This is a genomic window from Bradyrhizobium sp. T-12 (genome assembly GCF_058314695.1).
The window spans coordinates 5,912,674-5,927,626 of record NZ_CM177756.1 but is presented as its reverse complement, the minus strand read 5'-3'; the positions used below and the strand labels follow the sequence as shown (position 1 = coordinate 5,927,626).

At 64.7% G+C, this 14,953-nt stretch carries 13 protein-coding genes; 6 read left to right on the top strand and 7 right to left on the bottom strand.

What is annotated here, in order from left to right:
* Positions 1 to 7 precede the first annotated feature (7 nt).
* Positions 8 to 1,201: an efflux RND transporter periplasmic adaptor subunit gene (locus AC0WRY_RS28305; RefSeq protein ID WP_211416199.1), complete on the bottom strand. Its 1,194-nt coding sequence runs from the start codon at positions 1,199 to 1,201 to the stop codon at positions 8 to 10.
* Between the two features lie 233 nt (positions 1,202 to 1,434).
* Here AC0WRY_RS28305 and AC0WRY_RS28300 point away from each other — a divergent pair, with 233 nt between their 5' ends.
* Positions 1,435 to 2,226, top strand: a complete 792-nt coding sequence (locus AC0WRY_RS28300) for an ABC transporter substrate-binding protein (RefSeq protein WP_491121948.1) — start codon at positions 1,435 to 1,437, stop codon at positions 2,224 to 2,226.
* Positions 2,227 to 2,377: 151 nt separating this feature from the next.
* On the opposite strand, the gene AC0WRY_RS28295 is transcribed toward AC0WRY_RS28300, so the two are convergent.
* Entirely contained in the window at positions 2,378 to 3,379 is a 1,002-nt protein-coding gene (locus AC0WRY_RS28295; RefSeq protein WP_491121946.1) for an NAD-dependent epimerase/dehydratase family protein, read from the bottom strand.
* 251 nt (positions 3,380 to 3,630) lie between these two features.
* Between AC0WRY_RS28295 and AC0WRY_RS28290 the strand changes: the two genes are divergently transcribed.
* A complete protein-coding gene (locus tag AC0WRY_RS28290; RefSeq protein ID WP_194404040.1) occupies positions 3,631 to 3,810 on the top strand; it encodes a hypothetical protein in 180 nt (59 codons plus the stop codon).
* 207 nt (positions 3,811 to 4,017) lie between these two features.
* Positions 4,018 to 4,788 carry an outer membrane protein gene (locus AC0WRY_RS28285; RefSeq protein WP_194404039.1) on the top strand — a complete coding sequence of 257 codons (771 nt, stop codon included), beginning with the start codon at positions 4,018 to 4,020 and terminating at the stop codon, positions 4,786 to 4,788.
* 130 nt (positions 4,789 to 4,918) lie between these two features.
* On the opposite strand, the gene AC0WRY_RS28280 is transcribed toward AC0WRY_RS28285, so the two are convergent.
* The 3 genes from AC0WRY_RS28280 to AC0WRY_RS28270 form a co-directional block, all read right to left on the bottom strand.
* Positions 4,919 to 5,986, bottom strand: coding sequence for a hypothetical protein (locus AC0WRY_RS28280; RefSeq protein WP_491121944.1), 1,068 nt, complete (start codon positions 5,984 to 5,986; stop codon positions 4,919 to 4,921).
* A gap of 95 nt (positions 5,987 to 6,081) precedes the next feature.
* The gene (locus AC0WRY_RS28275) at positions 6,082 to 7,569 is read right to left on the bottom strand and encodes a flavin-containing monooxygenase (protein WP_491121942.1); all 1,488 of its coding nucleotides are present in this window, start codon (positions 7,567 to 7,569) and stop codon (positions 6,082 to 6,084) included.
* Between the two features lie 93 nt (positions 7,570 to 7,662).
* Positions 7,663 to 8,127: a cupin domain-containing protein gene (locus tag AC0WRY_RS28270; RefSeq protein WP_194404036.1), complete on the bottom strand. Its 465-nt coding sequence runs from the start codon at positions 8,125 to 8,127 to the stop codon at positions 7,663 to 7,665.
* A gap of 187 nt (positions 8,128 to 8,314) precedes the next feature.
* Between AC0WRY_RS28270 and AC0WRY_RS28265 the strand changes: the two genes are divergently transcribed.
* A complete protein-coding gene (locus tag AC0WRY_RS28265) occupies positions 8,315 to 9,340 on the top strand; it encodes an AraC family transcriptional regulator (protein ID WP_491121940.1) in 1,026 nt (341 codons plus the stop codon).
* Between the two features lie 103 nt (positions 9,341 to 9,443).
* On the opposite strand, the gene AC0WRY_RS28260 is transcribed toward AC0WRY_RS28265, so the two are convergent.
* Positions 9,444 to 11,312 (bottom strand): ATP-binding protein, encoded by a 1,869-nt coding sequence (locus AC0WRY_RS28260; protein ID WP_491121938.1) that lies wholly within the window; start codon positions 11,310 to 11,312, stop codon positions 9,444 to 9,446.
* Positions 11,313 to 11,440: 128 nt separating this feature from the next.
* Positions 11,441 to 12,073 carry a cupin domain-containing protein gene (locus AC0WRY_RS28255; protein WP_491121936.1) on the bottom strand — a complete coding sequence of 211 codons (633 nt, stop codon included), beginning with the start codon at positions 12,071 to 12,073 and terminating at the stop codon, positions 11,441 to 11,443.
* A gap of 214 nt (positions 12,074 to 12,287) precedes the next feature.
* Between AC0WRY_RS28255 and AC0WRY_RS28250 the strand changes: the two genes are divergently transcribed.
* The gene (locus AC0WRY_RS28250) at positions 12,288 to 13,973 is read left to right on the top strand and encodes a peptide ABC transporter substrate-binding protein (RefSeq protein WP_491121934.1); all 1,686 of its coding nucleotides are present in this window, start codon (positions 12,288 to 12,290) and stop codon (positions 13,971 to 13,973) included.
* Positions 13,974 to 14,000: 27 nt separating this feature from the next.
* Positions 14,001 to 14,951 carry an ABC transporter permease gene (locus AC0WRY_RS28245; protein ID WP_491121932.1) on the top strand — a complete coding sequence of 317 codons (951 nt, stop codon included), beginning with the start codon at positions 14,001 to 14,003 and terminating at the stop codon, positions 14,949 to 14,951.
* The last annotated feature ends 2 nt before the right edge of the window (positions 14,952 to 14,953 follow it).

The following is a 14,953-nucleotide window of genomic DNA, read 5'->3' as shown; positions in this document are numbered from 1 at the left end:
GCAGCCCTTACTTGCTCGAGGCCTGCGACTGCTCGATCTTCGTCACCTGCGGATCGATCTTCTGGCCCGGGATCACCCGCAACAGCCCCGCGATGACGACGCGGTCCTCCGGCTTCAGGCCGCTTTCGATGACGCGCAGGCCATTGTCGACCGGGCCGATCTGCACCTTGCGCTGCTCGACGACGTTGTCGGCGTTGGCCACCAGCACATAGCGGCCGCCCTGGTCGCTGCCGAGCGCCGTATCAGGGACGAGCAGGGCGCTCTTCTCCTGGTCGAAGGGCACGCGGACGCGGACGAAATAGCCGGGCAGCAGCACCCGCTTGTCGTTGGGGACGAGGCCGCGCACTGCCAACGTGCCCGTCGATTGATTGAGCGTCGGCGAGACGTAGTCGAGCTTGCCCTCGTGCGGATAGCCGGCCTCGGTCTGCAGTCCCACCTGAATCGGGAATTGCTTCATGTCGGCCGGCGTCAGTCCTCGGCGGGTGGCTTCGGCGCGGATGCGCAGCACGTCCTGCTCGTTGACGGTGAAGTTCACATAGATCGGGTCCATCGCGACGATGGAGGCAAGCTGGGTCGGCGAGGAGACGCCGACGAGCTCGCCGACCGAGACCATGTGGGCGCTGACGATGCCGTCGAACGGCGCCGTCACCTTGGTGTAGCCGTAATTGACCTGGGCCAGCTTGGTGTTGGCCTGCGCCTGCTGCAGATTGGCCTGGGCGTTGTCGCGCGTAGAGGTGGAATTGTCGAGCGTGGCTTGCGAGACCGCCTGGCGCTGCACCAACTCGGCCTGCCGCTTGTAATCGGCTTCCGACTGCCGGACCGAGGCCTGCGCGCCGGTCTCGGCCGCCTGCGCCTGTTCGAGCTTGAGCTTGTAGGTCTCCGGCTCGATCGTGAACAGCTGGGTGCCCTGCTTGACGAAGCTGCCGTCCTGATAGTCGATCGATTGCAGAAAGCCCTGCACCCGCGCGACGAGATCGACGCTCTTGATCGGCGCCGTGTTGCCGGTGGCCTCGATGTAGCGCGTCACCGGGCGTTGCACGGGCGTTGCCACGTCCACCTTGGGCGGGGGCGGTGCCACGAACGTGTTCTTGTCCTCGCAGCCGGCGAGCACGGCCACGGACGCCGCAGCGCAAAGGCCCCGCACGATATGCCTCCGCGCACCATTGCGTCTTGCGGGAGAGGCGGGATTCGCTGCGGTCATTCGGTGGCCCCCGATTGCTGTCTGTCGATGCGGCAGGCTAGCAACAAAAGACTGGCCGTGGAACACCATAGCCATGGCAGTCGCCGGCCTTGCACCGCAACGAGCGATGTGGCCTTTGGCAAGTTTATCACGACAAACCGCTTTTCACCGAGGGTGTGATCGACCAGAATTGTATCAAAGGCCGCGAGCCGAACGGAGCGGCCGGGAAGAAGAAAAGGTGAGGAGACCATGACATGCCAACGCCATTCCGGTCGGCCCTCGCGGGCCTCGCTCTCGCAGCGATCGTTGCCATGCCCGCGCTAGCAGATGGCCTGAAAGACGAGATCGCGCCGACCGGCAAGCTGCGGGTCGCGATCGCCATCAGCCCCGCAGGCGGCGCGTTCTGGTCGACCAGGACCGAAGCCGGCTATGCCGGCGTGCCCGTCGATCTCGGCAAGGCGATGGCTGCACAGCTCGGTCTCCCCGTCGAATATGTCGTGCACCAGAATTCCGGGCAGATCACCGACGCTGCGTCAAAAGGGACGTGGGACGTCACCTGGCTCCCTAAGGATCCCGAGCGCGAGACCAGGATGCTGTTCGGCCCGATCTACGAGGTCGCGGACGCCACCTACATCGTCAAGCCCGGCTCGGCGGTCAGCAATTTTGCGACGCTCGACCAGCCCGGCATCAAGGTTGCGGCCGTCAACGCCACGACGACCATGCGCGGTGCGATCGCGCATCTGAAGCATGCGAAGGTCACGGGCTATCAGACCTATGACGAGATCTTCGGCCTGTTGAAGAGCGGCGAGATCGACGCCTTCGCCCTGTCGCGCGACCAGCTCAACAAGATGGCGCAGAAGATCCCGGGTACGCGCGTGCTGGACGAAACGTTCAAGAAGACGGTGACCGCCGTCGCCGTGCCGCTCGGCCACAACCAGGCGCTGGCCTTCGTCACCAAATTCATGAATGAAGCCACGACCAACGGCACGCTGCGCAAGGCCTATGACGACAATGGCCTGAAGGATTCGCCGATCCGGACGGAGTAGCTGCGGCGGCTCCGAACAAGCCGGAGAATTTGCGCATGATGCGATGAGTCCTGATCGCTGCGACGACGGAGGTACGCTTCCTCTCCCGCTCGCGGGAGAGGGTCGGGAAGAGGGTGCAAGCGTGAGAGGTGAACGACCGGCGGCGATCGGCTCAACGTGAAGCCATTCCGCTCTGGAGCTCTCTTTCCGCATGCCACGCCGCAAGCACGTCCCGCTCTTCATCGGCGGTCAGCCCGATGACCGGGCCTCCGCCGTTGAGAAGCCAATGCAGCGTATCGCGCGCGGTGTCTCCCGGCGGTCGCGAGGTCAGTCCGGCCTCGCGGGCCGGTGAGGTGTCGCGCGTCATGAAGCCGGCGAAGTCGGGCAGGGGCCACAGCGGCAATGATCGCGGACCTGCCCAGCGCCGCACGTCGTGGGCCTCGAGAAACGCACGATCGATCCAGGTGAAGGTGCATGACACATTCAGCGCGGCTGCGCATTCGGCCAGCAATTCGCCGCGCGTGCGAATTGGCCCGATCCCGTCATAGATGCCGGTGAGGCGAATTTCCGCGGCATGCACGATCCAACGCGCGAGATCGCGCACGTCGATGAACTGGACGGCATCATCAGGAGACCCCGGGGCCAACACCTCGCCGCCGCGCGCGAGCCGTGTCGGCCAATAGGCAAAGCGCCCCGTCGGATCCTCCGGCCCGGCGATCAGGCCGGCGCGGCAGATGAAGGCATCGTTGCCGACCGCCTGCTCGCAGGCGACCTTGGCGGCGCCGTAAATGGCATCCGTGCTGTGCTCCAGTTCCCCTGCCGCGGGCTCGCGCAGCGGCGCCGTATCCGCGCGTTGTCCTGGTATCCGGTTGTCCGCATACACGCTGATCGTGGAGACGAAGGTCCAGTGCACGCCAGGTCGCTTCAGCGCCGCGACCGCGCGTCGGACCTGGCCGGGATGACGCGAGACGTCGATCACAGCATCGAATGTCTCGCCCGCGAGCGGCGCAAGACCGTCGGCCACATCGCGGTCGATCCGGATCAAGCGGGCGCCCGCCGCAATCGGCCCGGCTTCGCCGCGGGCGGCGCAGGTCACCTCGTGACCGGCAGCGCAGGCATGGCTTGCGACCGCGCGTCCGAGAAACTGGCTGCCGCCGAGAATGAGGATACGCATGGATTGATCCGCGTCGCTGGTGAGAGCGAGAGGCTACAATTTTCGGTAGCGGTTGCAACCGCCCGCGTCGAGCGGCCGGCCACGGGTGCCGGACCGGGCAAATTGAGTGGAGTCAGATGCTCGATCTCGGTCGACTTGCCTTTTACCGCCATCCGCAGGATCGCTTCGCCCGGGCGTGAGTTCTCCTTGGCTCGGATTGGATGTGATCCAAGACCGACTTCCTCTCGTTTGAGTCACCGAGGAAGCTGTCTATGAACCAAACGCTTGCGAAGATCTGTCAGGAAATGGCCGGCCGGGTGCTCGAACTTCAGCGCGGCCTCAACACGCCTGAGCGGCGGTTGGAATTGGCGGGTGAACTTCAGGCCGCGATCGAGAAGTACCTCGCGTTCGAAAAGCGAAAGAACCGCGTTTCGGTGCGGAAAGACAGGTAGCACCGCTTCAATCAGGTTGAGTTCCGAAATGTTGGCACGTCGGCGCTGTGCTTTTATTGATTTTTTTGGGCTTTTGGCCCTGAACGTTCGGAATTGGGAGGAACTCTCCTGGCTAAACACCCACTAGACCCGTGTTTTCACGGCTACAGCGAAGCACCGCTCAATGGTGTCTATTTGTTACGGCATTTCAGCCCAAGGGGACTACATATGAAAAAAACAATGCTTGCCGGTGTCGCAGTGGCGGCACTGGCGTTGAGTACCCATGCGCAGGCCGCTGATATGGCGGCAAGGCCATACGTTAAAGCGCCGCCGCCCGCTGTGGCGTCGGTTTACGATTGGAGCGGCTTCTACATCGGCGGCAACGGTGGATACGGCACCACCCGCAACTGCTGGGACTTTGTGAGCTTCGCAGGCGCCCCCTTTACGGCAGGCGAGGGATGTCACAACGCAGACGGTGCCGTCGCTGGCGGTCAGATCGGATATCGCTGGCAGTCGGCGTCCTGGGTGTTCGGACTGGAGGCGCAAGGGGATTGGGCCGACTTGAACGGATCGCGGGTGTCGTCGCCTGCCTTCGTGTTCGCGCCGGGTGACCTCACCATCAATTCCCGGCTGCGCGCCTTCGGTCTTTTCACGGGCCAGGTCGGTTGGGCTTGGAACAACGTGCTGCTATATGCGAAGGGCGGCGCGGCCGTGGTGGATAACCGCTACACCCACACTTTCACGGCAACCAATGCGTTGATCAACTCCAGCAGCGATACGCGGTGGGGAGCTACCGTCGGCGCTGGCATGGAGTTCGGTTTCGCTCCCAATTGGTCGGTCGGCGTGGAGTACGATCACATCTTCCTTGATCGTCGGACTCTGAGCTTCGCGGCCGCCCCTGGAGGCGTTGCCACGACCAACAGCATCGGTCAGGACGTGGATATCATCACTGCGCGTATCAACTATCGCTTCGGCGGACCGGGCTTGACGCGCTACTGAGGACCTCTGGTCCCGTCGCGGATTGTCAACATTGATCCCGGCGATATGAAGTGAAGAGAAGGGCGACCGATCTTGCCGGTCGCCCTTCGCATGAACGCGGGGCAAACAGATAGAGTTGCCTGACGCGCCCCTACCGCCCCCTGATCTCCGCATACTTCGCCATCGCCTTCTCGAACTTGCGGTTGAACAGCCACATCGCAGCGAGGATCTCGCGGAAGCTGGCGGAACTGCGGGCGCGGTCGGCCTGTCCGAAGGCGAAGATGCTGTTGTTGCGCAGGTGCTTCATGATCGTGGGGCTGGACACCCTGTAGTTCAGGAGATCGCCGGATTTGAGCGCAGCCCGCGTCGGGGTCGGCACGATCTGAATCAGCTCGAACAACTTCATCTGGTCGATCGGGTCGGGCAGCGTCTTCACGATGGCCGGGATCTCGCGGAACACCTCCGCATGCGCGTTCATCAGGCCGTCGCGCACGTTGGTCCAGTGGTTGAAGCGGCGGTCGATGCCGCTCGCCCGTGCCTCCTCCTTGTCGTCGCGCGCGCTCAAGGCCGCATCGATCGCGGCGATCTCGCCCTTGATGGCCTGCCATTTCCTGTGGCCGTTGCGGTCCTCGGAGGGGCCGGTCTGGAAACTGCCCATGTAAGTGTTCGAGCGCCCGTTGCGGACGTTCTGCTTGCCGTTGGTCTCGGCAAAGAACAGCCCGAGGCTGATCCGTCCGGCGGCGGCAGCCTGCTCAGGTGCGAGTCCCTTGGTGCGGGCGATCACTGTCGCGAGATCGACGACGTCCTTGAATGGTGTCGCCGAGTTCTGCGCATTGGCGGGCGGCGCCTCCATGACGTCGAACAGTCTTGAATATTCGTCGATCAGCGGCTCGATCTCGGCGTCGAAATAGGCCGGCGGAATCTCGAACTTATTGGGCTTCCCGATCCGCGACGGCATGGCATCGGTGAGATCCTTGTACGAGCTGATCACGGCGACGCGGGCGAGATAAAGCGCCTGCCCCGGTAGATTTGGCAGCGGCTCTTTCGCGTCGATCTGGCGCCGTCGTTCGGCGAGGATCGATTTGAACTCGGCGAGCGCCTTGTCATAGGCGGCGACCGCCTCCGTCTGCCGCGGCGTGAGCGCACGCTGTTGGCTGGCGGCGGGCGCTGCGACGAAGAAGGCAACAACCGCAAAGATCGCGAGACGTCTGAATCCCATGGCCGGTTCCCATCGATTCGCTGGCCAGGGAGATCGTAAGCATCGGAGGTAAGGGCTGGCGAGATGCAAATCCCGCTCAGCCGTCATTCTTGCCCTCATGCCGCACGATAGTCCGGCGCCGTCGCCAGGAATTTCGCATAGGCATCCGCATTCGGCGGCTGGAAGCGTCCTTTCAGTCCGCCCGTCTTCTGGTTCTTGGTGCCGATGTCGGCCATCAGCTCGTCGAAATGGCGGTAGTGATAGGGCGCGACGCAGAGGCCGCCATAGACGCCCGCGGCCGGTCGCTCGACGCGCTTGAAGTGCAGCATCATCTCGATGTTGTCGCGCATGGCCTGCGCCGTCGGCTGCTTGGCGAGCTGGCCGTCGGCATAGCGCACCAGCCAGTTGGCGGCGAGGTCGGCGCAGAGAACGGTGCAGAACGAGGAGTTGAAGCCGACGAAGCCGAGTTCGGGCAGATCAGGATTGGCGATCAGGCGGTAGAGCCGGTACTGCCCGTCGGCATCGACCAGCTTCTGCCTGTAGGCCTCTGGCAGGAACGGCACGCCGAGCTTGTAGCCGATCGCGAGCACCGCGACGTCGGCACCGACGCGCTCGCCGCCGCTCATCACGATGCTGTCGCCGTCATAATAGTCGAACGTGCCGAACACCGCCTTGATGCGACCGTCGGCGACCATCGGATAGAAGCCAGGTGTTGCGATCGGCACCGAGCAGTTGACGCCGTCCTCGATCCGCTCCTTCGGCACCATCTTGCAGCGGCCGAGCTTGAGCTGCGCTTTCAAGAGGCTCTCCAGCCCGCGCCAGTTCGCCCACACCAGCGGCGCGGCGATGCGGTGCGCGAGCCGCGTTATCGCGCTGATACCCCAGCCTGGAAACATCTCCTCCTGCGCGCGGATGTAGAGGATGCGCTTGAAGTTCACGAGCCCGCCGATGAAATAGGGGATGCGCCAGACCGGCTCGCGCATCACGATGGTGACCTCGCGCGCGCCCGATTTCACTGCGTTGACCGCGATGTCGGTCGCGGATTTCGAGCCGCCGAGCACGACGACACGGCGTCCCTTCGCCAGCGAGGGATCGCCATATTTCGACGAATGCAGGATCTGGCCGCCTTGTGCCAGAAAGCGATCCTCGCCCGGGCAATGCAGCTCGCGCGGCTCGTTGAACTGGCCGGTGCACACAGCGACGAAATCGAAATCCTCATTCGTCGTACCGTCCTTGCCTGATAGTGCGAGCGTCCATCCCGGCTTGCCGTCGGCGCGGCGCGCCATGCCCGCCACGGCCGTGTCGAGGCGCAACATGCGGTCGAGTCCAAAACTCTTCGCATAGTCGGTGAGATAGGCGTGGACCTGCGGCCCGGTCGGCCATTCCGGATAGGCGTCCGGCATCGCGCGGTCCGTGTAGCGGTAGAGCTCCTTCGGGCTTTGCGTCTGCACGTCGGGATAGGAGCGCGCCGGATCCCAGACACCGCCGAGATCGCCAGAGCGTTCGACGATGGTGACGCGGTGGCCGCGGGAGGAGAACGCCTTGGCGGCGGCGAGGCCGGAGACGCCGGCGCCGATCACGCAGACATGCTTGGGAGTGACCATGAGTTTGCTCGCAATGTGTTTTCCGCGCAAGCGACCACGTTCGGCCGCAAGGCGCGGCCGGCGGGCCGGCAAGCAGATGAAGTGACGAGGAAGCTAGTCGTTGGCTTCGGGCGGCAGGAAATCCACCTCGTGCAGCGCCGAGATGCGCACGACTTCGGCCGGGTCGGTCAGATTGTGCAGCTGGTTGAACAGCGCCTCGAGCTTCTGCATCGGCGAGACCCAGAACAGCGCGCGGCACGGCTTGTCTGACTTGTTGAAATAGCCGTGCGGGATGCCGCGCGGCATGCGCACGAGATCGCCGGCATGGGCCTTGACCCATTGTCCGTCGAGCTTGAGGTCTAGCGTGCCCTCCTGCACCAGGATGAACTCGTCCTGGGTCGGATGGATGTGCACCGGCACGAACTGGCCGGGATCGCTGTTGGTCTCGAATGCGAAGGTGGAGTCGGTGACGGCCTTGGGGAAATAGACCTGGCCCAGGATGTTCCAGGTCTTGCCGCCGTAGCCTGTGCCGTTCGCGGTAATGCCCTTTTCGAGTGCAGTCTTTGCAGGTGCAGTCATGGCGCGCTCCCATTGGATTCCGGCGAGGATGGAGCTTCGGCAACAATGGGGCGGCTGTCTATCCGCTAAACGAATCCGGCGATGGTTGCTGCCATGCAGCACGACGATTTTGCGGGCATGGCCCTTCTCGGCCCGGCGGAGTTATTATAAGCTTAAAGCAATTCCGCGACGCGAAGCGTGGTCGACAATGTCCGCAGCCGTGCTGGAAATGAGCGCAAGGGCATCCGCAGCCGAACGGCTCGCGGATTTCGCCCGCGTCACCACTGACGATGTCGACGAAGCGGCCGCGGAGATCGGGCGCATCTTCTGTCCGCACGACCTCGAGCCGGCACAGGCGCGCGCGTCCGGCTTCTCGGCCCGGCACAATTGCGCGGCTTTCGATGGCTTTTCCATCAACTACGTCGCTTATGGCGGATCGGTCGGCATCGATCCCGGCTGCCTCGAGCGCTTCTTCCTGGTGCAGATCCCGCTCACGGGCACAGCCCGCATCCGCGCCGGCATCACCGAGCTCGAAGCCGCGCCGGAGCGGACGGCGTCGCTGCTGTCGCCGACGATCCCGACGCGGATGATGTGGCGCGACTGCGCACAGGCGATCCTGCTGCTCGACCGCCGCATGGTGGAACAGCGCGCCGCGGCGCTGTCGGGCAGGGCTTCGGGCACGGTCGAGTTCGATCCGGTGATCGATCTCGATGCGCCGTCGGGGCGGCGCCTGCGAACCAGTCTCGCCGAGCTGATGCTGCTCGCCGAGCGCCTCGGTCCCACCGGCAGGCTGTCAGCGGTCGCGATCGCCGATTGGCGCGAGCTGCTGCTCGATCATCTGCTCAATGGCCAACGGCATGTCCTGTCGGATGCGATACGAACTTTCTCCGGCCGGGCCGAGCGGCTGCCGCGCGCACTTCGTGCCGCGCGCGATCATCTTGCGGACAATGCCGGCGTGCCGCTCGACCTCGCGCAGCTTGCCTGCGTCTCCGGCATCGGCATCCGCGCGCTGCAGCTCGGTTTCCGCCGCCACTTCGGCGCGTCGATCTCGCAGATGCTGCTCGACATGCGCCTCGCCGCTCTGCACGCCCGGCTCGCGCAAGCCGCGCCCGATGCCTCCGTCACCGACATCGCCTTCGATCTCGGCTTCACCCATCTCGGCCGCATGGCCGGCGCCTACCGCGAGAAATTCGGCGAGACGCCGTCGGCGACGCTGCGGCGAAGGATGAGCTGAGAGGCGCTCGGGCGGTCGTTGTTCACTTCTCCCTGCGGGAGAGGTGAACCCCGCGGCCCAGCGGCGGTTCAAACAACGCGCATTTGCACTCGGCACGAGATCGCTATTTCCGCGGCCTCCTCGCGCCGCCGTCCTCCGCAGCCTGCTTGCGCAGAAAAGCCTCGACGTCGGCCTGCACCGAGTAGGGCGTCGGGATCGCGTCGCCGGCGGAATCGACCGCCGTGTCGAGGCAGCGGCGCAGCATGCGTGCGAGCTCCGCCTTGCGGTAGGGCTTTCGCAGCAGCGGGGCGCCCATCGTGGCGCGGCCCTGGGTATGCAGGGAGTCGTAGGCATAGCCGGAGGTGAACAGGATCCGCAAGGAGGGACGCGCCGCCGCCATCTGCTCGGCGAGCTCGCGTCCGTTCATGCCGCCGGCCATCACGATGTCGGTGAAGAGCAGGTCGAACGGCTTGCCTTCGGCCGCAATCGCGAGGGCCTCGGTCGCATTGGCGGCCGGGATGACCGTGTAGCCGAGGCTTTCGAGCTGGACCGTGACGTAGTGGCGGACATCGCGGTCGTCCTCGACGCAGAGCACGGTTTCCTTGCCGCCGACGATCTTGCGGTCGTCATACCCGGTGGGGCGCAGCGCGCTCGCCTCCGCCTTCGGCAGATAGATCGTGAAGACCGTGCCGCGCCCTTCTTCGGAGGCGACCTTGATGCCGCCGCCGGACTGCTTGACGAAGCCGAACACCATGCTGAGCCCGAGGCCCGTGCCCTTGCCGACCTCCTTGGTGGAGAAGAACGGATCGAAGATCCTCTCCAGGATGGCTTGCGGAATGCCAGTGCCTGTGTCGGCAATCTCGATCTCGACATAATCTCCCGCATAGCCGGCGCCGACCGCCACGGCCTCGCGCACGCCGAACACGACGTTGCGCGTCGTCAGCGTCAGCCTGCCGCCGTCCAGCATGGCGTCGCGGGCGTTGATCGCGAGGTTGAGCAGCGCCGAGCTCAGCTGGCCGCGGTCGGCGAAGGCGAGCCAGACGTTGCGGTCGAGCCGGGTGACGATCTCGATCTTCTTGTCGAAAGTTGCCAGCAGCAGCTTTGCCAGCTCTTCCAGGAGCTCGTTGACGTCGATGTCGGCCGGCTGCAGCGCCTGCTTGCGGGCAAAGGACAACAGGCTCGACGTCAGCGCCGCGCCGCGATCGGCGGCTTCGCTGATCAGCTTGGTTATGGTCGCAAGCGGCGGGTTGTCTTTGACGGCATCGGCAAGGATCTCGATCGTGCCCGTGATCACCGTGAGCATGTTGTTGAATTCGTGCGCGATGCCGCCGGTGAGCTGTCCGACCGCCTCCATCTTCTGGGACTGCACGAGTTGCTCCTCGGCCGCGCGCTTCTGGGTGATGTCCCTGACGAAAGTGTTGACGACGGCGCGTCCGCCCAGCCGCAACACCGTGCTGGAGGCTTCCGCCAGGATCCGGTCGCCGTTCCTGTGGATCAAGGTCAGCTCGAAGCGCAGGCCGGACGGGGTGTCCGACAATTCCGGCACCAGCCGCGCCATGCGCTGCTTGAAGGCGGCGCGCAGCGGTTTGGCGACGATGAGGTCGACGACGTCGGAGCCGAGCGCCTCCTGCCGCGTCCATCCGGTCAGGGCCTCGGCCTGAAAGCTCCACTCCAGCACGGTGCCGCTGTCGTCGATCTGAATGAAGGCATCGAGGGCGGTCTTGATGACGGCTTGCGTCATCTGCGCGCTGTCGCTGCGCGCCCGCGCCAGCTCGGCGGAGTGCGCGACGGCGCGTGCGTGCTCTGACCTTTCGATTGCGCCGGTGCAGAGGCCCACGAGCAGCACGGCAATTGCGGCGCTCGCCAGGAGGGCGACGAGCTGGAGAATGCCGAATTCACGCGGTCCGGTCAGAGCATAGGAGGCGAACAGGGCTACGGCCGTCACGATGGCCTGTGTAACCATCGCGAGTGTCAGAAGCCCTCTGAGTTTCATGGTCTCACACCAAGGACGCCAGCCGCGGACCGGGGCGGCCGCGTCGAGCAGGCCGCTTCATGTGAGCTACAGATTGGATGCAGCGCCGTCGAGGGGCAATTTCCGGCGGTCGCGGGTTTGGGCCGGCCTCAACCAGCAGGCGAATCGGTCTGCTGCAGCGTCGTCACCCAGATCACGCGCGCCGCCTGCTGGGTCGGATTGTCGAACATGTGCGGCACGATGCTCGGAAAGCGGAAACTGTCGCCGGCTTCCAGCACATGGGCCTGGTTGTCGAGCCACAGCCGCAGGCTGCCCGAGAGGATGTAGCCGGCCTTCTCGCCGGTGTGTTGCAGGAAGTCGGTGCCGGAGGAGGCGCCGGGATTGAGCGTGAGCTCATAGAGCTCGAGCTGGCCTTTGCCTGCGGGGGTGAGGGCTTCCTTGACCACGCCGCTGGCGGTGAGCCGCAGCAGCCGCCTGGCATTCTTGCGCACGATGTAGCGCGGCGCCTCGACGGGATCGCTGGCCTCGAAGAAATAGGAGATGGGCACGTCGAGCGCGATGCTGAGCAGGCGCAGCGTGCGGATGGACGGCATGGCGCGCGCGCGTTCGAGCTGGCTGATCATGCCGGTGGAGAGGCCGGTCTTGGTGGCGACATCCTGGATCGAGTAGCCGGCGCGCTGGCGCAGCAGCCGCACGGTTTCGCCGAGGCGCTGGTCGACCGCATCGTCCGCCTCGATCGTCGCAGTGTCCTTCGGGCTATTCGTGTCGCCGCGACCATCCATGTCGCTCTCCCATGCATCATCTCGAGCCGCGGCCGCATCGGCCGAGGCTTCACTCGGAAAGGTCGCGCATACTAGCAATGCGATTGACAGCTGTATTTAGTCGTGATGAAATTTTGCCAGAAAAATTTAGAAGCACTAAAGCCCACTCCTGTCCCTTTGCCGGGGTCTCGGGGGCGCGGGAGACGGTGCCGCGTGCGGAAACGGAGAGTGGGTCATGGCAGACGACACCGGCAAGCTCGGCGTCCCGGCACTCGGCATTCCGAATCGCCGTCAGTTCTTTCAGCTCGGCGCGGGCGCTGCGGCGGGATGGACACTGTCAGGTAGCGCCTTTGCCCAGGCCGAACGCCCCACCAATCCGCCGGACAAGCCGCGCGGACAGGTGATCGCGGCACTGTCGCAGGAGCCGACCGTCTTTCATCCGCTGATGCCGGGCATCGAGGTCGATCAGGGCATCTGGTGGCAGGTGTTCTCGCCGCTCTGGTTCATCGAGCCTGACGGCAAGTTCGTCCCCGACCTCGCCCGCGAGGTCCCGACCATCGAGAATGGCGGTCTGTCGGCGGACGGCCTGACCTGGAAGATCAAGCTGCGCAATGACGTGAAGTGGCACGACGGCACCCCGTTCACGGCGGAGGACGTCAAGTTCTCGCTCGAGCTGATCAACAATCCCGGTTTCCGCGCCCGCAGCCGGGTCGGCCATAGCCTCGTCAAAGACATCACCGTCGTCGCGCCCGACGAGATCCATTGGCGGATGGAAGCGCCCTATTCGCCCTACATGTCGATCCTGGCGTCGTTCACCTTCATCGTGCCCAAGCACATCCTGGAGAAGGTGTCCGATCCCAACGCTTCGCCGTTCCACAACGCGCCGGTCGGCACCGGACCGTTCCGCTGGGTCGAGCGCGTGCCGGGCGACCATATCTTGCTGAATGCCCATGCCGGCTACCACGGCAAGGGACCTTACGTCGAACGTGTCATCTTCAAGTACATTCCGGACCTTACCGTTCTCTACACCCAGTTCCGCACCGGCCAGGTCGACTACACCGGCCTGCAGGGCATCCTGCCGAACTTCGTCCAGGAAGCGAAGACGCTGAAGGGCCGCAAGATCTTCGTCTCCTCGACCTCCTCGGTGGAGCATATCGCGCCCAATCTGGAATTCGGGCCCTTCGCCGACCGCGCCGTGCGCGAGGCGCTCTATCTCGGTATCAACAAGCAGGCGATCATCGATGCGCTTTATTACGGCCTGCCGACGCAGACCGAGAGTTTTGTGCCGCAGCAGGCGTGGTCGTTCCAGCAAGGGCTGCCGCAACACAAATATGATCCTGCCAAAGCCAACGCGCTGCTCGACGCGGCGGGCTGGGTTCGTGGCTCCGGCGGCATTCGCGAGAAGGGCGGCGTCAAGCTCGAGTTCGCCAATTCGACCACGGCGGGCAGCGCCGTGCGCGAGCAATGTCAGCAGCTCCTGATTCAGGACTGGCGCGCAATCGGCGCTGCGATGCGCGTCAACAACATGCCGGCTGCGGTGATCTGGGGCGACTTCTGGCAGCAATCGAAGTTCAATTCGGTGATCGTCGGCGTGAACTTCATGCTGGGCAGCGACCCCGACGTGACGCCCCGCTTCGGCTCCGGCGCGATTCCCGCCAAGGGCGGCCGCGGCTACAACACCTATCAATATCAGAACGCGGAGGCCGACCGGCTGCTTTCTCAAGGCGCCAAGCAATTCGACCTGGTGCAGCGCAAAGCGACCTATGGCGAGCTGCAAAAGCTGATCCGCAACGACCTCGCCATCCTGCCGCTGTTCCAGGGCTTCATCGCCGAGGGCATCAAGGAGGGGCTGCAAGGCTTCCGTCCCAACATCAACATGTCGATCAACAGCTGGAACATGCGCGAATGGTATTGGGCGTGATGCGACCAATACGCTGGATCGCCTGAGATGGCCCGTTACGTCGTCAACCGCCTGGCGCAGGCGATCATGCTGCTCGTGATCGTCTCGGGAATCGGCTTCGCCATCCTGCATCTGGCGCCCGGCGGTCCGCTGTCGCAATTCGCGGCCTCCGCGCAGATGACGCAGGAGGATCTCGATCGCGTCACCAGCCAGCTCGGCCTCGATCGTCCGCTGCCGATCCAGTATCTCGATTGGTTCGGCCGCATGGTGCGGGGTGATTGGGGCAAGTCCTATCGCGATGGCGAGGCGGTGCTGGCGGTGATCTCCTCGCATCTCGGCGCCACCCTGGAGCTGATGGCGACGGCGACCATCATCGCGGTGCTGCTCGGCTGCTGGATCGGCATACTTGGCGCGCTACGCCGCTATTCGCTGTTCGACACGCTTGCGACCGTCGGCGCCATGATCGCGCTGTCGATCCCGACCTTCTGGTTCGGCCTCGTCACGATCTACGTGTTCTCGGTGAAGCTCGGCTGGCTGCCGGCCGGAAACCGCGAGACCGTCGGCGACGGCTCCTTCCTCGACCTCATGCATCATCTGATCGCGCCGGCGATGGTTCTGGCGCTGGTCGAGACCGCGATGTGGGGCCGTTTCATGCGCTCCTCCATGCTCGAGGTGATCAACCAGGACTACATCCGCACCGCGCGTGCCAAGGGCCTGCCGGAATGGCGTATCCTCACCGTGCACGCGCTGCGTAACGCGCTGCTGCCGATGATCACGGTGGCGGGCCTGCAGTTCCCGACGCTGCTCGGCGGCGCGCTGGTGGCCGAGACCGTGTTCACCTGGCCCGGCATGGGCCGCCTGTTCCTGGATTCGATCGGTTACCGCGACTATCCCGTGGTGATGGGCATCCTGATGTTCTCGGCGGCCATGGTGCTGATCGGCTCGTTGCTCGCCGACATCCTCTATGCCGTCGTCGATCCGCGCATCCGGGTGGGCTAAGG